The following is an 18,461-nucleotide window of genomic DNA, read 5'->3' as shown; positions in this document are numbered from 1 at the left end:
CCACTGGGTGGTGGGGCGGGTGGGACTCGAACCCACGGCCGACGGATTATGAGTCCGCTGCTCTAACCGGCTGAGCTACCGCCCCATAGCGGCGTGTCGCGTACATGTGTGCGCGCCGTCTGCCGCAGCATAGCCGCTCATACGATCTCCTGCTTCGGATGGTCGGCTCGGCCACGGCGTTCGTGACCTTGATGACTCCGCCACGGGCCGGACGGTTCCACCGGACATGAAAAAGGACCCCTGAGGGGTCCTCGTTCACCATGCTCCCCCGACTGGACTCGAACCAGTAACCTGCCGGTTAACAGCCGGCTGCTCTGCCAATTGAGCTACGGAGGACCGAGCTCCCCGGACTGGACTCGAACCAGTAACCTGCCGGTTAACAGCCGGCTGCTCTGCCAATTGAGCTACCGAGGAAGGTCTCGTTGCATCGAACGTACCTACCTGGGTATTCGCCAGGGGGCGCGCGCTCGCTGCGACACATACATTAGCGCAAGCAGGGGGGTGCTCCGCCAATCGGTACTCCCCGGCGCCGACGCCCCACCGGAGACCTACGCAAGGAAAGGGTGGCCGCCATGCGTTACCGGCTCACGTTCGTCGCCGGAGTCGTCCTGGGTTACGTGCTGGGCACGAGGGCCGGACGCGAGCGCTACGAGCAGCTGAAGAAGTCGGCCCGGCAGTTCGCACAGAACCCGGCCGTCCGCAACACCGCGGAGTCCGCGGCCCACCAGGGCCGTGAGATCGCGGGCAAGGCCTACCACGTGGTCAGCGACAAGGTCGGCGACCGCGTCCCGGACTCGGTCGCCGAGCGCGTCCGCCACCTCAGGGAGCGCGCCACCCACAACGGCGGCGCGGACGACTGGGGTACGAGCAATACGTAACAGTTCCTTCCCAGGCGCCGAGCACACCCAGGTCCCCCAGGGACGCGGGGAACTGCGCGACCAGCCACGAAGCACCCGCACCCAGAACCCGGCGGCCCACCCCCACGGCGCCCACGGCTCAAGCCGGCGCGGCGGTACGGCAGAATTTTGGCCATGGGGATAGTCGCCGGGTTGGACAGTTCACCCGATTTCACTCGTATCGTCGTCTGTGACACGGACACCGGAGCCGTGCTCAGGCAGGGATATGCACCGCATCCGGTGGAGAGCCCCGAGGGCGGCGGCCGGCCGTCCGACGTCGACCCGCAGGCCTGGCTGCTGTCCCTGGGCGAGGCCGCGGGCGGCGGGCTGCTGGAGGGCGTGCAGGCGATCGGCGTCTCGGCGCAGCAGAACGCCGTCGTGCCGCTGGACGCGCAGGGGAACACCGTGCGGCCGGCGATGGTCGGCGGGGACAAGCGGACGCAGGTCGCGGCGGCCGATCTGGTCGACGCGCTCGGCGGGCGCGAGGCGTGGGCGCAGGCCGTGGGGTGTGTGCCGCAGGCCGCGCAGCCGGTGACGAAGCTGCGCTGGCTGGCGCGGACCGAGCCGGAGAACGCGCAGCGCACCGCGATCCTGCTGCAGGCGCACGACTGGCTGGTGTGGCAGCTGCTGGGCCGGCCGGTCCGCAGGACCACCGACCGGGGCGGAGCGTCCGGCACCGGGTACTGGTCGGCGGCGACCGGCGCCTACCGGCCCGACCTGGTCGAGCTGGCGCTCGGCCACCAGGTGATGCTGCCGGAGGTGATCGGCCCGGCGGACGCCGCCGGTACGACGCCGGAGGGGCTGCTGATCTCCGTGGGGACCGGCGAGACCATGGCGGCGGCGTTCGGGCTGGGCATCGGCCTCGGGGACGCGGTCGTCTCGCTGGGCGCGTCCGGGTCGGTGATGGCCGTGCACCCCGAGGCGCTGGTCGACGGCTCCGGGATGATCACCGCGCTCGCCGACGCGACCGGCATGCACCTGCCCGTCGTCACCACGCTGAACGCCGTACGGACCCTGCGCGGGGCCGCCGAGCTGCTGGGGCTGCCCGATCTGGAGAGCCTGTCCGACCTGGCGATGAAGTCGACGCCGGGGGCGCACGGGCTGGTGCTGCTGCCCTATCTGGAGGGTGAGCGGACGCCGAACCTGCCGCATGTCGCCGGGACCCTGGCGGGGCTCCGGCGGGAGTCGATGAAGCCGGAGCATCTGGCCCGGGCGGCGTTCGAGGGCATGCTGTGCGGGCTCGCGGACGCGCTGGACGTGCTGCGCGGCCGGGGCGTGGAGGTGCGGCGGGTCTTCCTGCTCGGACCGGCCGCCGAGCTGCCCGCCGTGCAGGCCGCGGCGCCCTCGCTGTTCGGGACGCAGGTCGTGGTGCCGCAGCCCGCGGACTACGCGGCGATCGGCGCCGCCCGGCAGGCGGCCTGGGCGCTCGGGGCGTCGCAGGGCACGCTCGACGCGCGGACCCCGCCGGCCTGGCAGGGCGCGGTCGCGCAGGTGCTGGAGCCCGGGGAGGAGCTGGCGGTGGGGCAGGCCGTGCGGCAGCAGTTCGTGTCGGTGCGGGAGCAGACCCATCCCGGGGCTTTCTGAGGGCTTGACCGCCTGTTGGGTTAATTCGGTTGAGGTAACGCCGGTGGAGTGTTCGACGATAGGGGCCAAGGGCAACCAACCGCCCCCTCGCCCACTCCGAGAGAAGCAGCGTGCTCATACGACTTCTGCGACGTTATCTCAGGCCCTACAAGAGACCCATCGCCCTGCTGGTGCTGCTGCAGTTCCTGCAGACCTGCGCCACGCTCTACCTGCCCACGCTGAACGCGGACATCATCGACCAGGGTGTCGTCAACGGCGACACCGGCTACATCATGGGCTACGGCGGCCTGATGATCGGCATCTCGCTGGTGCAGGTCGTGTGCAACATCGGGGCCGTGTACTACGGCGCGCGGACGGCGTCGGCGCTCGGGCGGGATGTGCGCGGTGCCGTGTTCGACCGGGTGCAGTCGTTCTCCGCGCGTGAGGTCGGACACTTCGGGGCGCCGTCGCTGATCACGCGGACGACGAACGACGTCCAGCAGGTGCAGATGCTGGCCCTGATGACGTTCACGCTGCTGGTGTCGGCGCCGATCATGTGCGTGGGCGGCATCGTGCTGGCGCTCGGTCTCGACGTGCCGCTGTCCGGGGTGCTGGTGGCGGTCGTGCCGGTGCTGGGGATCTGCGTGACGCTGATCGTGCGGCGGCTGCGGCCGCTGTTCCGCTCCATGCAGGAGCGGCTGGACGCGGTGAACCGGGTGCTGCGCGAGCAGATCACCGGCAACCGGGTGATCCGGGCCTTCGTCCGGGACGAGTACGAGCAGCAGCGCTTCCGGAAGGCCAACACCGACCTCACCGACTTCGCGCTGGGCACCGGCAATCTGCTCGCGCTGATGTTCCCGATCGTGATGACGGTGGTGAACCTGTCGTCGATCGCCGTGGTGTGGTTCGGCGCGCACCGCATCGACAGCGGCGGGATGCAGATCGGTGACCTGACGGCGTTCCTCGCCTATCTGATGCAGATCGTCATGTCCGTGATGATGGCCACCTTCATGTTCATGATGGTGCCGCGTGCGGAGGTGTGTGCCGAGCGCATCCAGGAGGTGCTGGACACCTCCTCCAGCGTCGTGCCGCCGTCGGCGCCGGTGCGGGAGCTGCGCCGGCACGGGCATCTGGAGATCCGGGGGGCGGGCTTCCGCTATCCGGGTGCCGAGGAGCCGGTGCTGCGGGCCGTGGACCTGGTGGCCCGGCCGGGTGAGACGACCGCCGTGATCGGCTCGACCGGCAGCGGCAAATCCACGCTGCTCGGGCTGGTCCCGCGGCTGTTCGACGCGACCGAGGGGCAGGTGCTCGTCGACGGGGTCGAGGTGGCGGAGATCGACCCGCAGCTGCTCGCGAAGACGGTCGGGCTGGTGCCGCAGAAGCCGTACCTGTTCGCGGGGACGGTGGCGACCAACCTGCGCTACGGCAATCCCGACGCCACCGACGAGGAGCTGTGGCACGCGCTGGAGGTGGCGCAGGCCAAGGAGTTCGTCCAGGGACTGGAGGGCGGGCTGGACGCGCCCATCGCGCAGGGCGGGACGAACGTCTCCGGCGGGCAGCGGCAGCGGCTCGCGATCGCCCGGACGCTGGTGCAGCGGCCCGAGATCTACCTCTTCGACGACTCCTTCTCCGCGCTCGACTACGCCACGGACGCCGCGCTGCGGGCCGCCCTCACGCGGGAGACCGCCGAGGCGACCGTGGTGATCGTCGCCCAGCGGGTGGCGACCATCCGGGACGCCGACCGGATCGTCGTCCTCGACGAGGGCCGGGTCGTCGGCACCGGCCGGCACCACGAGCTGATGGCGGACAACGAGACCTACCGGGAGATCGTGCTCTCCCAGCTCACGGAAGCGGAGGCTGCCTGATGGCGGGGCCCATGGGGCGGATGATGGCCGGGGGCGGTCCCGACCAGCGCTCGCTGGACTTCAAGGGGTCGGGCAAACGGCTCGTCGCGCAGTTCCGGCCGGAGCGCGTGACCATCTACGCGCTGCTGCTGTGCGTGGTGCTCAGCGTCGGTCTCAACGTCGTCGGGCCGAAGATCCTCGGCAAGGCGACCGACCTGGTCTTCGCCGGGATCGTCGGGCGGGGCATGCCCGAGGGGGCGAGCAAGGAGCAGGTCCTGGAGCAGATGCGGCAGCGCGGGGACGGTGAGGTCGCCGACATGCTCCGCAGCACCGACTTCACCCCGGGTGAGGGCATCGACTTCACGGCCGTCGGGCATGTGCTGCTGCTCGCGCTGGGCGTGTTCACGGTGGCCGGGCTGCTGATGGCGGTGGCGACGCGGCTGGTGAACCGGGCCGTGAACCGCACCATGTTCCGGATGCGGGAGGACGTGCAGACGAAGCTGTCGCGGCTGCCGCTGTCCTACTTCGACAAGCGGCAGCGCGGTGAGGTGCTGTCCCGGGCGACGAACGACATCGACAACATCGGGCAGACACTGCAGCAGTCGATGGGGCAGCTCATCAACTCGGTGCTGACCATCGTCGGCGTCCTCGCGATGATGTTCTACGTCTCCTGGATCCTGGCGCTGGTCGCGCTGGTGACCGTGCCGCTGTCGTTCGTCGTCGCCACGCGCGTGGGCAAGCGGTCGCAGCCGCACTTCGTGCAGCAGTGGCGCACGACCGGCAAGCTGAACGCGCACATCGAGGAGATGTACACCGGGCACACCCTGGTGAAGGTGTTCGGGCGGCAGGAGGAGTCGGCGCGGCAGTTCGCCGAGCAGAACGAGGCGCTGTACGAGGCGGGGTTCCGGGCGCAGTTCAACAGCGGGGTCATGCAGCCGCTGATGATGTTCGTGTCGAACCTCAACTACGTGCTGGTCGCGGTCGTCGGCGGGCTGCGGGTCGCCTCCGGGTCGCTGTCCATCGGCGATGTGCAGGCCTTCATCCAGTACTCGCGGCAGTTCTCCATGCCGCTGACGCAGGTCGCGTCCATGGCGAACCTGGTGCAGTCGGGTGTGGCGTCGGCGGAGCGGGTCTTCGAACTGCTCGACGCGGAGGAGCAGAGCGCCGACCCGGTGCCGGGCGTGCGGCCCGAGGAACTGCGCGGGCAGGTGGCGCTGGAGCACGTGTCGTTCCGCTACGACCCCGACAAGCCGCTCATCGAGGACCTGTCGCTGAAGGTCGAGCCCGGGCAGACGGTGGCCATCGTCGGCCCGACCGGCGCGGGCAAGACGACCCTGGTCAACCTGCTCATGCGGTTCTACGACGTCACCGGCGGGCGCATCACCCTCGACGGGGTCGACATCGCCCGGATGTCCCGGGACGAGCTGCGGGCCGGCATCGGCATGGTGCTGCAGGACACCTGGCTGTTCGGCGGGACCATCGCGGAGAACATCGCGTACGGGGCGTCCCGGAAGGTGACCCGCGGGGAGATCGAGGAGGCGGCCCGGGCCGCGCACGCGGACCGGTTCATCCGGACGCTGCCGGACGGGTACGACACGGTGATCGACGACGAGGGCAGCGGGGTCAGCGCGGGTGAGAAACAGCTCATCACCATCGCGCGGGCGTTCCTGTCCGACCCGGTGATCCTGGTGCTGGACGAGGCGACGAGTTCGGTCGACACGCGCACGGAGGTGCTGATCCAGAAGGCGATGGCCAAGCTGGCGCACGGGCGGACCTCGTTCGTCATCGCGCACCGCCTGTCGACCATCCGGGACGCGGACGCGATCCTCGTCATGGAGAACGGGTCGATCGTGGAGCAGGGCACGCACAGCGAGTTGCTGGCGGCCGGTGGGGCGTACGCGCGGCTGTACCAGGCGCAGTTCGCGCAGGCGGTGGCCGAGGTGGACTGAATCGGTCGTGGGGCGGCTGCGGGTCCGTCGTGGCTGGTCGCGCAGTTCCCCGCGCCCCTTGAAGGGGCGCGGGGACGGCATCAGTCCAGATAGCCCCTCAGCTGGTCCGCGAAGGCGTGGTCCCGCAGTTTGTTCAGCGTCTTCGACTCGATCTGCCGTATCCGCTCCCGCGTCACGCCGAAGATGCGGCCGATCTCCTCCAGCGTGCGCGGACGGCCGTCGGCCAGGCCGTACCTCAGTTGGACGACCTTCCGCTCCCGCTCCCCCAGCGTCGACAGCACCGCCTCCAGGTGCTCCCTGAGCAGCAGGAACGCCGCCGACTCCACGGGGGAGGTCGCGTCGCCGTCCTCTATGAGGTCGCCGAGGGCGACGTCGTCCTCCTCGCCGACCGGCGCGTGCAGCGACACCGGCTCCTGGGCGAGGCGCAGGACCTCGCCGACCCGCTCCGGCGGCAGGTCCAGGTGCGCGGCGACCTCCTCGGGCGTCGGCTCGTAGCCCCGCTCCTGGAGCATCCGGCGCTGGACGCGGACGACGCGGTTGATCAGCTCCACGACGTGGACGGGGACCCGGATCGTGCGGGCCTGGTCGGCCAGGGCGCGGGACATGGCCTGGCGGATCCACCAGGTGGCGTAGGTGGAGAACTTGTAGCCGCGGGCGTAGTCGAACTTCTCGACGGCCCGGATGAGTCCGAGGTTGCCCTCCTGGACGAGGTCGAGCATGGTCAGGCCGCGGCCGACGTAGCGCTTGGCGACGGAGACGACCAGGCGCAGGTTGGCCTCGATGAGGCGGCGCTTGGCCATCCTCCCCATGACCACGAGCCGGTCGAGGTCCAGCGCCAACTGGCTGTCCAGGTCAGGGGTGTTGCTCAGCTTCTCCTCGGCGAACAGGCCGGCCTCGACGCGGCGGGCGAGTTCGACCTCCTCGGCCGCGGTCAGCAGGGGGATGCGGCCGATCTCCCGCAGGTACTGGCGGAACAGGTCCGAGGAGGGGCCGCCGGTCTCGGTGCGGGCCGGGGGCGGCTCGACGGCTTCGGGCGGCTCGGCCGTCTCGACGGCCTCGGCGGGCGGCTCCTCCGGCTCCGTCTCGGGGTGGTGCGTGACGCGGTTCTGCGCCGGGACCGCGGAGAGGGCGTCGGCCTCCGCGTCCGGGGCTGTGCCGTCGGCGCCGCGGGCAGCGCCGACGTCGGTCTGGGTGAGGGTCTGGGTCTGCACGGGGGCGACCTCCAGGATGATCGCTGCCAAGGTGGGCGGCAGCGGTACTTCGGGGGCGGAGTCGACGGCCTCGCCGCTTTCCGTCCCGTACGCGATGAGCGGAACCGCGGGGATCTGGGACCCGTCGGTGACGGACCGGCCGCGCTCCGAGGACTCAGGCACCGCAACCCAGTGTGGGGTAAGACACATCGTCGCCACGAGGGGCGTGCGATGACTTTTTGCTTCCCGTCCGTGACCGCGCGGTGACGTCAGAGCGCGGCGGCGCCGTGTTCCCGGAGGGTCTGGTCGTACTGCTGGAGGACCCACAGTTCGTTCTGGACGGCGGCCAGCTCGGCCGGGTCGCCGTGCGTGCCGAGGCGGGTGAGCCGGCCGGTGATGTCGCGGATGCGGCGCTCCACGGCCCGGCGGCGGACCGTCACCAACTGGGCGCCGGCATACGTCTCGTCGACGCCCTTCACGCCCTTGTGCAGCATGATCGCCTCGACGGCCAGCTCCGTCACCATCGCGCGGACCGCGTCGTCCGGGGCGGCCTCACGGACTTTGACCAGGTAGTCCTGCGGGTCCGCGACGCCCAGTTCGGCGCCGCCCGCGTCCAGGATGGCCTGGCGTACGGCCGCGTAGGGCGGGGCGGTGAACTCGTCGACGCCGTACGCGTCGAAGGCCGGGGAGACCAGCTCGGGGCGCTGCAGGGCGAGTTTGAGCAGTTCGCGTTCGGTGGCGTAGACGGGGTTGCGGAGGTTGAGGGCCGGGCCGCGGGGGCCGGCCTGCTGGGGCGGGCCGGCGTACTGCTGCCCCTGGTGGTGCCGCTCCGGGCCGGGGCCGGACTTGCCGCCGCGGTCGCGGGCCCAGCGGGCCAGCTGGGCCACGCGCTTGACCACGAACTGGGTGTCGAGGATGCCGAGCATGCCGGCGAGCTGCACGGCGACTTCGTGCTGCGCGCCGCTGTTCTTGATGCGGGCGACGATCGGGGCGGCCTCGTCCAGGGCGGCGGCGCGGCCCGCCGGGGTGTCGAGGTCGTAGCGGCCGACGATCTGGCGCAGGGCGAACTCGAAGAGCGGGGTGCGGGGTTCGACCAGGTCGGCGACGGCTTCGTCGCCCTTGGCCAGGCGCAGGTCGCAGGGGTCCATGCCGTCGGGGGCGATCGCGATGTACGTCTCGGCGGCGAACTTCTGGTCGTCCTCGAAGGCGCGCAGGGCGGCCTTCTGGCCGGCGGCGTCGCCGTCGAAGGTGAAGATGACGCGGGCCGAGCCGTTGTCCATGAGGAGGCGGCGGAGGATCTTGATGTGGTCGGTGCCGAAGGCGGTGCCGCAGGTGGCGATGGCGGTGGTGACACCGGCGAGGTGGCAGGCCATGACGTCCGTGTAGCCCTCGACGACGACCGCGCGGGACGCCTTGGCGATGTCCTTCTTCGCGAGGTCGATGCCGTAGAGGACCTGGGACTTCTTGTAGATCGCCGTGTCGGGCGTGTTGAGGTACTTGGGGCCGTTGTCCGCCTCGTAGAGCTTGCGGGCGCCGAAGCCGACGACGTCGCCGCCGATGTCGCGGATGGGCCACATCAGGCGGCCGCGGAAGCGGTCGATGGGGCCGCGGCGGCCCTCCTGGGAGAGGCCGGAGAGGAGCAGCTCCTTGTCGGTGAAGCCCTTGCCGCGCAGGTAGCGGGTGAGGTGGTCCCAGCCCTGGGGGCTGTAGCCGACGGAGAAATGCTGCGCGGCGGCCTGGTCGAAGCCGCGTTCGGCGAGGAAGATCCGGCCGGTGTCGGCCTCGGGGCTGGTGGCGAGCTGTTCCGCGTACCACTCGGCGGCGATCTTGTGGGCCTCGACCAGGCGGATCCGCTCGCCGCGCTGGTGGGAGGGGTTGTAGCCGCCCTCCTCGTAGCGCAGGGTGATGCCCGCCTGGCCGGCCAGGCGCTCGACCGCCTCCGAGAAGGTGAGGTGGTCGATCTTCATCACGAACGTGATGGTGTCGCCGCCCTCCTGGCAGCCGAAGCAGTGGAACAGGCCCTTGGCGGGGCTGACCTGGAAGGAGGGCGACTTCTCGTCGTGGAACGGGCAGAGACCCTTGAGGTTGCCGCCGCCCGCGTTGCGCAGCTGGAGGTACTCGGACACCACGGCGTCGATCGGGACCGCGTCCCGTACCGCCTTCACGTCCTCGTCGTTGATCCGTCCTGCCACGCGTGAATTCTACGGGGGCGGACTGACACTCACGGTGCGAGGTTTTCGAGTGGAATGCGGGGATCCGCGAGGTTCTCCGTGTTCACCCGGGCCTTGCCGCGGACCAGTCGCTGGATCTTGTCTGTGACGTCCCACACGTTGACGTTCATGCCCGCCAGCACCCGGCCGTCCTTCAGCCAGAACGCGATGAACTCCCGCTTGCCCGCGTCGCCCCGGATCACCACCTGGTCGTAGCTGCCCGGCGGTGCCCAGCCGGAGTACTCCATGCCCAGGTCGTACTGGTCGGAGAAGAAGTAGGGCACGCGGTCGTACGTCACGTCCTGGCCGAGCATGGAGCGCGCCGCCGCCGGGCCGCCGTTGAGGGCGTTGGCCCAGTGCTCCACGCGCAGCCGCGTGTCGAAGAGGGCGTGCGGGAAGGAGACGACGTCGCCGGCGGCGTAGATGTCCGGGTCGGAGGTGCGCAGCCGCTCGTCGACGACGATGCCGCCGCCGTGGGCGCGGTCGGCGATCTCCAGGCCGGCCGCCTCCGCGAGGTGGGTGCGCGGGGCCGCGCCGATCGCGGCGAGGACGTCGTGGGCCGGGTGTTCCTCGCCGTCGTCCGTGCGGGCCGCGAGGACCATGCCGTCCTGGCCGACGATTTCGGTGAGCCGGGCGCCGAAGTGGAAGCGCACGCCGTGCTCGCGGTGCAGCTCGGCGAAGAGCTGGCCCAGCTCGGGGCCGAGGACGGAGTGCAGCGGGCTCGGGCCGCGGTGGACCACGGTGACCTCCGCGCCGTACTCGCGGGCCGCGGCCGCCACCTCCAGGCCGATCCAGCCGGCGCCCGCGATGACGAGGTGGCCGTTGTCCCGGCCGAGGTTGGTCAGGACGTGCTTGAGGCGCTCGGCGTGGGCGAGGCGGCGCAGATGGTGCACGCCGGCCAGGTCCGTGCCCGGGATGTCGAGGCGGCGGGGCTCGGCGCCGGTCGCCAGGAGCAGCTTGTCGTAGCGGACGGCCGTGCCGTCGTCGCCGAAGCGGACCGTCTTCGCCGTGCGGTCGACGGCGTCGACGGTCTGGCCGAGGTGGAGTTCGATGTCGTGCGCCGCGTACCAGGCGGGCTCGTGCACGAAGACGCTGTCGCGTTCCTCCTTGCCGAGGAGGTAGCCCTTGGACAGCGGCGGGCGCTCGTAGGGGTGGTCCCGTTCGTCGCAGATCAGTATCACGCGGCCGGTGAAGCCCTCCGCGCGGAGCGTCTCGGCCGCCTTGGCGCCGGCCAGTCCGCCTCCGACGATGACGAATGTCTGATCCGCGTCGACCACTTGATGCCTCCTCGTCAGGGTGTCGCCACTTGCGAGCGTCCCGCACGGAGCGTGATGCGGGAAGAGGGAGTGACCCGTTCAGGCCACGGAGGGTCACCATCGGGCGTGCTGTGGCCTCTCGCTTCCCGCCAGTCTCATGCGTGCCCTGTCAGACGGGCGTGAAGCGAACGGGCCGAGGTGTCCGTGAGGGAGGCGATCTGGTCGACGATGACGCGCTTGCGGGCGCGGTCGTCCGGTGCCCGGTCGAACAGGGCGCGGAACTGCGGGTCCAGGCCGTCGGGGGCGCGGGCGGTGAGTGCCTCGGCCAGTTCGGCGACGACGATCCGCTGGTCGGCGCGGAGCCGCTCCTGCTCCGCGCGCTGCATGACGTAGAGGTCGGCGACGGCCTTGAGGACGGCGCACTCCATGCGGGTTCCGCGCGGGACGACCAGTTCGGCGGCGTACCGGGTGAGCCGTCCGGTGCCGTACGCGGCGCGGGTCGCCGTCTCGGCGGCGAGGCAGAAGCGGCCGATGAGCTGGCTGGTGGCGTCCTTCAGCCGGGCCTGGGCGACGGCGGTGCCGTCGTAGCCGTGTGGCCACCACTCCTGGGCGAGGAGCCGGTCGAGGGCCTCGGCGAGTTCGGCGGGGTCGGTGTCGGCCGGGACGTACCGGCCGAGGGCGACCTGGAAGACGTCCCGGCGTTCGGGTTCCGCGTGCAGGCAGTTCGGGTCGATGTGGCCGGCGTGCAGGCCGTCCTCCACGTCGTGCACCGAGTAGGCGACGTCGTCGGACCAGTCCATGACCTGCGCCTCGAAGCAGGTGCGGGTGCCGGGGGCGTCCTTGCGGACCCAGTCGAAGACGGGGCGGTCGTCCTCGTAGACGCCGAACTTGTTGGACGCCGGGTCGGTGGGGTGGGCGCCGCGGGGCCAGGGGTACTTGGTGGCGGCGTCGAGAGCGGCGCGGGTGAGGTTGAGGCCGACGGAGCCGTCCGGGGTGAAGCGTTTGGGCTCGATGCGGGTGAGGAGCCTGAGGGACTGGGCGTTGCCCTCGAAGCCGCCGCAGTCGGCCGCGAACTCGTTGAGGGCCTGTTCGCCGTTGTGGCCGAAGGGCGGGTGGCCGAGGTCGTGGGAGAGGCAGGCGGCTTCCACGAGGTCCGGGTCGCAGCCGAGGGCCGCGCCCAGCTCCCGGCCGACCTGGGCGCATTCCAGGGAGTGGGTGAGGCGGGTGCGGGGGCTGGCGTCCCAGGCGGGGCCGAGGGTGCCGGGCGTTACCACTTGGGTTTTGCCGGCGAGTCTTCTCAGGGCGGCGCTGTGCAGGATCCGGGCCCGGTCGCGTTGGAAGGCGGTGCGGCCGGGGCGTTTGTCGGGTTCCGGGGCCCAGCGGTCGACTGACGTCGGGTCGTAGGCCGGGGGGGTTTGTGAGGTGCCTGCCATGTGTCGACAGTACGGGCATGGGTGTGCTGTGTGCCTGAGCGTTTGCGGGGTTCAGTTGTGTGGCGGGTGCGGGCCTGGTGTGGCTTGTCGCGCAGTTCCCCGCGCCCCTTTCAGGCCGATGCCAGTGCTGGTCCCTCGAAAGCCCGGGTCGCCAAAGTCTCGTCGTAGCGGTGCAGGAGGAGCTGGGCCATCGACGGGTGCGTGCCGAGGGGGGCCGCCGTGATCCAGGGGGCCGACTGGGCGCACTCCGTGGCGAAGCGGCCCGGGGCCGTGAAGTAGGAGGCGAGGGCTATGTGGCGGCGGCCCCTTGCCAGGAGGGTGCGGACCGCGGTCTGGACGGTGGGGGTCGCGGCCGAGGCGTAGGCCGGGATGACCGGGACGCCGAGGCGGGTCGCCAGGAGGTGGGCCGTGCGGCCCGTGTCCGTCTTCGCGTCCGGGTCGCGGGAGCCGGCCGCGGCGAGGACGACCGCGCTGGTGCGGCGGGGGGTCGCGCCCCAGCCTGCCTCCAGGAGGCGGGCCTGGAGGGCGTCCACCAGCAGGGGGTGCGGGCCCAGCGGGGCCGCCAGGTGGGTGCGGGCCGGGGAGGCCGCGGCCATCTCGGGGATGTCCTGCTTGACGTGGTAGCCGCGGCTGAGGAGCAGCGGGACCAGGACCGCCTCGGTGTCGCCCAGGGCGGCGAGGGTGTCGGGGAGCAGGGGGGCGTTGAGTTCGATGTGCCCGAGGTGGACGGGCACGTCGGGGCGCAGCGCGCGGACTCGGTCGAGGAGCGCGCGTACGGTGCTCAGCGCGCGCGGGTCGCGACTGCCGTGGGCCACGACGACGAGGGCGGGCGGGGCCGGGCGGCGCGTGGCGGGCGGCGGGACGAGGCTGAGCTGGCTGGGCATGCGTCGATGGTCGCTGCGCCACGTTGCCTTCCCGTTGCGGGGGCGTCACGGGTGTTTACCAGCGGTTCACCATGCGGGACAGGGGGTGTGTGAGGTGCCTTGAGCTGGGGTTTCGATGTTTCGCGTGAAGCTGGTCACGTGGCTGCGGATGAACCGGGCGGCCCGGCCGGGCGTCCCTGACTGTCGAGAGCCGACCTGGGGAGGGACCGTCCGATGCGTCTTCCGGCGTTTCGCAGACCGCGGCTGCCGCGTACCCGGCGGGGGCAGCGGCGGCTGGTGCAGGCCGTGATGGCCGGGTGCGTGCTCGGGCTGCTTCCGGCGACCTGGATGTATGTCGCGGCGGGTGACCGGCTGCGGACGACGGCCGATGTGCCGCGGACCGATGTGGCCGTGGTGTTCGGTGCGGGGCTGTGGGACGGGGAGCCCTCGCCGTATCTCGCGCACCGGCTGGACGCGGCGGCGGAGCTGTACCGGGAGGGCCGGGTCGAGGTGGTGCTCGTCACCGGGGACAACAGCCGGGAGGACTACGACGAGCCGGACGCGATGCGCGGGTACCTGACGCGGCACGGGGTGCCCGACGGGCGGATCGTCAGCGACTACGCCGGGTTCGACACCTGGGACTCGTGCGTGCGCGCGAAAAAGATCTTCGGTGTGGACGAGGCCGTGCTGATCAGCCAGGGGTTCCACATCCGGCGGGCGGTGGCGCTCTGTCAGGCGGCGGGGGTCGCGTCATACGGGGTCGGGGTGGACGCGGTGCATGACGCGACCTGGTACTACGGGGGCGCCCGGGAGATCTTCGCCGCCGGGAAGGCCGCTCTGGACGCGGTGTTCCGGCCGGATCCGCGGTTCCTCGGACCCCGGGAGCCGGGTGTGGAGCGGGCGTTGGCCACGGCCGAATAGCCTCTCGGACGGATCCGGACGTTCTGCCAGGACGGGTTTGACGGGCACATTTCACCCCAGAGTGTGAAAAACAGCCCGGCGCTCTCCGTGTCCGTCCGCTCACGCTTAGTGTCTTCGCCGTGCGGCGGCGGATCGGGCCGCCGCCGCGAACTGGGGGAAAGGACACCTGATGACTCGACTTCGCTCCGCGCTGGTGATGGCCGCCGCGGGCGCCCTGCTGGTCCTGCCGGCCGCGATGGGGACCGCCTCGGCGGCGCCCGTGGCGGCCGGGGCGGTCCGGGCTCCGGAGCCGGGGTGCGCCAAGCTCGGCGCCTCGGGGCAGTGGTGGGCCGACATCCACAACGTGTGCGGGCACACCATCAGGGCCAGCGTGGAAGTCGACGGCTTCGACCCGTCGTGCATCCAGATCGGTCCCCACTCGGTCGGGCGGATCGGTCTGGACGAGGGCGACGACCCGTACTACGCGTACGTGTGCTGACCGGGCGGCGCGTGGGTGAACCGATCGGGGGCCGTGTCCTGACCAGGCACAGCCCCTGAACGTGGCCGGGGAGCGGGAGCGCGGCCGGCGCGCCCCGCGTCTCCCGCCCCCGGCTGTCAGCGCCCTCGGAAGACGGGCGGGCGCTTCTCCAGGAACGCCGTCATCCCCTCCTTCTGGTCATCGGTGGCGAACAGGGCGTGGAAGACGCGGCGTTCGAAGCGGATGCCGTCGCGCAGGCCGGTTTCGAGGGCCTGGTCGACGCACTCGCGGGCCGCCCTGACCGCCATGCGGCCGTACGAGGCGATCGTCGCCGCCGCTTCGAGGGCCTCGGGCAGCACCCGGTCGTCCGGGACCACTCGGGAGACGAGACCGCAGCTTCCAGCCTCCCGCGCGTCCATCGTGCGGCCGGTGAGGACCAGGTCCATCGCCTTGGCCCGGCCGACCAGACGGGTCAGCCGCTGGGTGCCGCCGATACCGGGGATCACGCCCAGCTTGATCTCCGGCTGGCCGAAGACGGCCGACTCCCCCGCGACGACCAGGTCGCACATCATCGCCAGCTCGCAACCGCCGCCCAGCGCGGGGCCGTTGACGGCGGCGATCTTCGGGGTGCGCAGGTCCGCGAACTCCTCCCAGGCGGCGAAGTAGTCCTCGGCGGCCATGTCGACGGCCGACTTGGGGGCCATCTCCTTGATGTCGGCGCCCGCCGCGAAGACGCCTTCCGAGCCGGTGACGACGAAGCAGCCGGTCCCGGGGGCAGCGTCCAGCGGGCGGAGCGTGTCCAGGAGTTCGGCGAGGAGCGCGCCGTCGAGCGCGTTGCGTACGTGCGGGCGGTGCAGGCGCACGGTCACGACACGGCCGTGGCGCTCGACCTTCAGGTTGTTCATCTGCCTTCTCCTCACGAGGGGTTACGACGGGTCAGGAGTCCCAGATCGCGCCGTACGCCGGGATCCCCCGCCGCTCCAGGCCGTGGACCACCTGCCAGGTCAGTCTCTTGTTGGAGATGCAGATGACCGCTTCGGCGCCGAAGTCCCGGTAGGCCTCGTGGGCGAGGCGCACCATGTCGGGCTTGCCGTGCCGGGAGGTGTCCCAGACCAGGGCGTGCGGCTGGGCGGCGAGGATCTCGTCGACAAGTGCGTCGCCGTAGGTGGCCCGGGGGTCCCGGGTCGCCCAGACCAGGCGGGAGGGGACCTCGGCGGCGAGCAGGTGGGGCAGGCAGGGGCCGATGCCGCTGCCGGTCGCGACGTAGACGACCTTGCGGAACAGCACCTCGATGTTGGCGACGCCGGCCGTGGTGATGCCCTTGACCCAGACCTGTGCGGGCAGGTCGTCGATGAAGGAGCCGGTCCAGTCGCCCGCCCGCGAGATGGTCAGGCGGAAGCCGGGCTCGCCGGGCGTGGGGACGTTGGCGAACGAGTGCCATTCCTTCAGCGGGCTGCGGCTGATCGCGGTGGACGAGCCCGCGAAGGGGGTCTCGCCGTGGTCGAAGCGGGCCAGCACGACGTGGGAGGAGGGGCGTTCGAGGCGCACGTCCACCTTGCGCAGCCGGAGCCAGGGCAGGGCGACGCTGAAGGTGACGACCGCGAGCGTGCCGACCTGCCAGGGGCCCGGCGACGCCAGCAGCGTGTGCGTCCAGAACAGGGCGAGGGCCGTCCAGCCGCCGAAGCGGTGGATCCGCTCGAAGTGGTCGTGGTGGCGGGCGCGGAAGGGCGGCAGGGCGGTGGCGATGATCAGGGCGAGGAGCGCCAGCAGGGCCCAGCCGACGGCCCGGGGGGCGCTGTCCGGGGTGCTGATCGTCAGGGCCAGGAACCAGGCCGTTCCCGCCAGTGCCCCGCCCACGTGCAGTCCGCCGAAGTGGTACACCTTGCCGAGCGTCCAGCGGACCTTCAGCGGCCAGGTCGTCGGGGCCGCGGTCGCCAGCCGGAAGAGCAGGTTGATGACGTACTGCTGGCGTATCAGCACGGCGAGGGCGAGGTTGGCGAGGGCGGCGTGCCCGAGGGTGGGCGTGGCCAGGGGCCAGTGCGCCCAGGCGAACGCGGCGTTGGCCAGCAGGACCAGGGCCGCGAGGCGGTGGTAGTGCATCAGGGCGGGGTGTTTGAGCGCGCGGCGCGCGGCGGGGAGCAGCGGCGGGAGGTCGCCGGTGCCCTGGCGGGCCCGGGGCGGGGACGTGGTCATCGGGCCACCGCCAGACTGTCGTCGAGCATCCGCAGCAGCGCCTGTTTGTCGACCTTGCCGCGGTCGGTCTCCGGCAGGAAGGCCAACGGCAGGACCCGCTCGGGCACGCAGTAGTACGGCAGGGCGTCCGCGACGGCGCGGCGGGCCGCTTCGGGGTCGATGTCGGCCGGGCAGACGAAGGACACCAGGGTGCGGGCGTCGCGCCGCAGGGTGACCGCGCGGGTGCAGCCGGCGGCCGACTCCAGCACCGCGGAGACGGAGTCCAGTTCGACGCGGAAGCCGCGCACCTTGACCTGGTCGTCGGTGCGGCCGAGGTGTTCGAGCTGCCCGTCGGGGGTCCAGCGGCCGAGGTCCCTGGTGCGGAACATGCGGCGGCCGCCGCCGAGGAACGGGTCGGGGGCGTAGCGCTCGGCGTTGAGGGCGTCGTCGCCGAGGTAGCCGGCGGAGACGCAGTCGCCGCCCGCCCACATCTCGCCCACCTCGCCGATGGGCAGGGGGCGGCGGTCGGCGTCGAGGACGTAGACAGTGTTGTTGGGGGTGGGGCGGCCGATGGTGAGCAGCGGGGCGGACGGGTCGTGGCGTCCCATCGTGTTGACGATGGTGGTCTCCGTGGGGCCGCAGCAGTTGTAGAAGGCGGCCTGCCGGGCCCACCGGTCGGCCAGCGGGCGGGGGCAGGGCTCCCCGGCGACGGCGACCGTGCGCACCCGGGGGCAGGCGGCGGGGTCGAGGCCGGACAGCACGGTCGGGGTGGCGATGAGCACGTCGGCGGTGCGGGCCGCGGCCGCGATGTCCTTGCCGCGGATGACGAGGGTGCCGCCGTGGGCGAGGCAGCCGAGGATCTCCCAGGCCGCCATGTCGAAGGCGATGTTGAGGAGCTGGGCGACCCGGTCGCCGGGGCGGACGTCCAGGGAGCCCGGTGCGGTGAGCAGGATGTTGGCGACGTTGCGGTGGGTGACCCGCACACCGTTGGGGCGGCCGGTGGTGCCGGAGGTGAACAGGACGTAGCAGCCGTGGTCGCCGGTGACGCGCGGGCGCGGGGCCGGGGCGTCGGGCAGCGGCTCGTCCAGCGGGAGCAGCAGGTGGCCGTCCGGCAGCGGTACGCGGTGGGCGTGTTCGGCGGTGGTGAGGACGACGCGGGTGCGGGCGGTGCGGATGACGTGGGCGAGCTGCGCCGGGGGCGCGAGGCCGACGTCCTGCGGGACGTAGGCGGCGCCGGCCTTCAGGATGCCGAGCAGGCCGACGAGCATCGGCAGCGAGCGGCGGACGAAGAGGCCGACGTGGTCGCCGGGCCGAACGCCCTCGCGGACCAGGCGGGCGGCGAGGGCGCCGGCGTACCGGTCGAGTTCGCCGTAGGTCAGGTGCGCGCCCTGGTGCTCGGCGGCCACGGCGTGCGGGGCGGCCGCCGCCTGCCGGGCTATGGCGTGGTGCAGGAGCGGGTCGGGGACGGGGACGGCGGGACCGCGGCCGAACTGCCGGAAGAGGTGCCGGTCCTGGGGGGTGAGGTGGCGCAGAGGCATGGTCGGGTGGCCTCCTGGCTGTTTCGAGGGTCGGATGGCCACAGGCGGTGCGGCCTCGGGTGGAGGCAGCCGCGTGTGGATGCAGCCGGATGAACGGCGGGCATGCCCGGGTGTCGAACGCCGTGCGGAGTCGTGCGAGCGCTGCGCGTAGCGAGAGCGTAGCCCCGCT

General features: G+C 72.0%; 14 protein-coding genes and 3 tRNA genes. 6 read left to right on the top strand and 11 right to left on the bottom strand.

Annotation, left to right across the window (positions count from 1 at the left end; all coding sequences use genetic code 11):
- Positions 1 to 8: 8 nt before the first annotated feature.
- From ABZ386_RS01035 to ABZ386_RS01025, 3 genes are all read right to left on the bottom strand, one after another.
- Positions 9 to 85 (bottom strand) — tRNA-Ile (locus ABZ386_RS01035).
- A gap of 178 nt (positions 86 to 263) precedes the next feature.
- Positions 264 to 336: transfer RNA gene (locus ABZ386_RS01030), tRNA-Asn, on the bottom strand.
- Positions 337 to 341: 5 nt separating this feature from the next.
- Positions 342 to 414, bottom strand: a tRNA-Asn gene (locus tag ABZ386_RS01025).
- Between the two features lie 158 nt (positions 415 to 572).
- Between ABZ386_RS01025 and ABZ386_RS01020 the strand changes: the two genes are divergently transcribed.
- The 4 genes from ABZ386_RS01020 to ABZ386_RS01005 all read left to right on the top strand — a co-directional run bounded on the left by ABZ386_RS01020 (position 573) and on the right by ABZ386_RS01005 (position 6,252).
- Entirely contained in the window at positions 573 to 878 is a 306-nt protein-coding gene (locus ABZ386_RS01020; RefSeq protein ID WP_351332884.1) for a YtxH domain-containing protein, read from the top strand.
- Between the two features lie 153 nt (positions 879 to 1,031).
- On the top strand, positions 1,032 to 2,480 hold the full coding sequence (locus ABZ386_RS01015; RefSeq protein WP_351332887.1) for an FGGY family carbohydrate kinase: 1,449 nt from the start codon (positions 1,032 to 1,034) through the stop codon (positions 2,478 to 2,480).
- A gap of 110 nt (positions 2,481 to 2,590) precedes the next feature.
- On the top strand, positions 2,591 to 4,324 hold the full coding sequence (locus tag ABZ386_RS01010) for an ABC transporter ATP-binding protein (RefSeq protein WP_355713745.1): 1,734 nt from the start codon (positions 2,591 to 2,593) through the stop codon (positions 4,322 to 4,324).
- Positions 4,324 to 6,252: an ABC transporter ATP-binding protein gene (locus tag ABZ386_RS01005; RefSeq protein ID WP_358962796.1), complete on the top strand. Its 1,929-nt coding sequence runs from the start codon at positions 4,324 to 4,326 to the stop codon at positions 6,250 to 6,252. The genes ABZ386_RS01010 and ABZ386_RS01005 overlap by 1 nt, the downstream gene beginning before the upstream one ends.
- Before the next feature lie 80 nt (positions 6,253 to 6,332).
- Here the strand turns inward: ABZ386_RS01005 and ABZ386_RS01000 are convergent, their stop codons facing one another.
- From ABZ386_RS01000 to ABZ386_RS00980, 5 genes are all read right to left on the bottom strand, one after another.
- Entirely contained in the window at positions 6,333 to 7,625 is a 1,293-nt protein-coding gene (locus tag ABZ386_RS01000) for an RNA polymerase sigma factor (protein ID WP_355713739.1), read from the bottom strand.
- Between the two features lie 86 nt (positions 7,626 to 7,711).
- Positions 7,712 to 9,634, bottom strand: a complete 1,923-nt coding sequence (dnaG, locus tag ABZ386_RS00995; RefSeq protein ID WP_114252179.1) for a DNA primase — start codon at positions 9,632 to 9,634, stop codon at positions 7,712 to 7,714.
- A gap of 29 nt (positions 9,635 to 9,663) precedes the next feature.
- Complete coding sequence (locus ABZ386_RS00990; RefSeq protein ID WP_358962792.1) at positions 9,664 to 10,929, bottom strand: FAD-dependent oxidoreductase; 1,266 nt, start codon at positions 10,927 to 10,929, stop codon at positions 9,664 to 9,666.
- A gap of 134 nt (positions 10,930 to 11,063) precedes the next feature.
- Positions 11,064 to 12,341: a deoxyguanosinetriphosphate triphosphohydrolase gene (locus tag ABZ386_RS00985; RefSeq protein ID WP_358962790.1), complete on the bottom strand. Its 1,278-nt coding sequence runs from the start codon at positions 12,339 to 12,341 to the stop codon at positions 11,064 to 11,066.
- Between the two features lie 110 nt (positions 12,342 to 12,451).
- On the bottom strand, positions 12,452 to 13,225 hold the full coding sequence (locus tag ABZ386_RS00980) for a sirohydrochlorin chelatase (protein WP_358962788.1): 774 nt from the start codon (positions 13,223 to 13,225) through the stop codon (positions 12,452 to 12,454).
- A 213-nt stretch (positions 13,226 to 13,438) separates the two neighbouring features.
- On the opposite strand from ABZ386_RS00980, the gene ABZ386_RS00975 reads away from it, so the two are divergent.
- Positions 13,439 to 14,125 carry an ElyC/SanA/YdcF family protein gene (locus ABZ386_RS00975; RefSeq protein ID WP_351332905.1) on the top strand — a complete coding sequence of 229 codons (687 nt, stop codon included), beginning with the start codon at positions 13,439 to 13,441 and terminating at the stop codon, positions 14,123 to 14,125.
- Positions 14,126 to 14,294: 169 nt separating this feature from the next.
- Complete coding sequence (locus tag ABZ386_RS00970; RefSeq protein ID WP_351332908.1) at positions 14,295 to 14,603, top strand: hypothetical protein; 309 nt, start codon at positions 14,295 to 14,297, stop codon at positions 14,601 to 14,603.
- A 116-nt stretch (positions 14,604 to 14,719) separates the two neighbouring features.
- Here the strand turns inward: ABZ386_RS00970 and ABZ386_RS00965 are convergent, their stop codons facing one another.
- From ABZ386_RS00965 to ABZ386_RS00955, 3 genes are read right to left on the bottom strand one after another with little or no spacing between them, the layout of a single operon-like run.
- Positions 14,720 to 15,487, bottom strand: coding sequence for an enoyl-CoA hydratase-related protein (locus tag ABZ386_RS00965; RefSeq protein ID WP_358962785.1), 768 nt, complete (start codon positions 15,485 to 15,487; stop codon positions 14,720 to 14,722).
- A gap of 31 nt (positions 15,488 to 15,518) precedes the next feature.
- Entirely contained in the window at positions 15,519 to 16,775 is a 1,257-nt protein-coding gene (locus ABZ386_RS00960; RefSeq protein ID WP_351332913.1) for a hypothetical protein, read from the bottom strand.
- Complete coding sequence (locus tag ABZ386_RS00955; protein ID WP_351332916.1) at positions 16,772 to 18,292, bottom strand: amino acid adenylation domain-containing protein; 1,521 nt, start codon at positions 18,290 to 18,292, stop codon at positions 16,772 to 16,774. The genes ABZ386_RS00960 and ABZ386_RS00955 overlap by 4 nt, the downstream gene beginning before the upstream one ends.
- Positions 18,293 to 18,461 lie beyond the last annotated feature (169 nt).

The organism is Streptomyces sp. NPDC006140 (assembly GCF_040628815.1).
In the GTDB taxonomy this organism is placed as follows: Bacteria; Actinomycetota; Actinomycetes; order Streptomycetales; family Streptomycetaceae; genus Streptomyces.
Note: the sequence above shows the minus strand (reverse complement) of the source record. Positions and strands in the feature narration are given on the sequence as shown.

Coding starts and splice junctions, on each gene's coding strand:
- ABZ386_RS01020 (WP_351332884.1), top strand. CDS start 573: ATGCGTTACCGGCTCACGTTCGTCGCCGGAGTCGTCCTGGGTTACGTG.
- ABZ386_RS01015 (WP_351332887.1), top strand. CDS start 1,032: ATGGGGATAGTCGCCGGGTTGGACAGTTCACCCGATTTCACTCGTATC.
- ABZ386_RS01005 (WP_358962796.1), top strand. CDS start 4,324: ATGGCGGGGCCCATGGGGCGGATGATGGCCGGGGGCGGTCCCGACCAG.
- ABZ386_RS00985 (WP_358962790.1), bottom strand. CDS start 12,341: ATGGCAGGCACCTCACAAACCCCCCCGGCCTACGACCCGACGTCAGTC.
- ABZ386_RS00980 (WP_358962788.1), bottom strand. CDS start 13,225: ATGCCCAGCCAGCTCAGCCTCGTCCCGCCGCCCGCCACGCGCCGCCCG.
- ABZ386_RS00975 (WP_351332905.1), top strand. CDS start 13,439: ATGCGTCTTCCGGCGTTTCGCAGACCGCGGCTGCCGCGTACCCGGCGG.
- ABZ386_RS00970 (WP_351332908.1), top strand. CDS start 14,295: ATGACTCGACTTCGCTCCGCGCTGGTGATGGCCGCCGCGGGCGCCCTG.
- ABZ386_RS00965 (WP_358962785.1), bottom strand. CDS start 15,487: ATGAACAACCTGAAGGTCGAGCGCCACGGCCGTGTCGTGACCGTGCGC.
- ABZ386_RS00960 (WP_351332913.1), bottom strand. CDS start 16,775: ATGACCACGTCCCCGCCCCGGGCCCGCCAGGGCACCGGCGACCTCCCG.
- ABZ386_RS00955 (WP_351332916.1), bottom strand. CDS start 18,292: ATGCCTCTGCGCCACCTCACCCCCCAGGACCGGCACCTCTTCCGGCAG.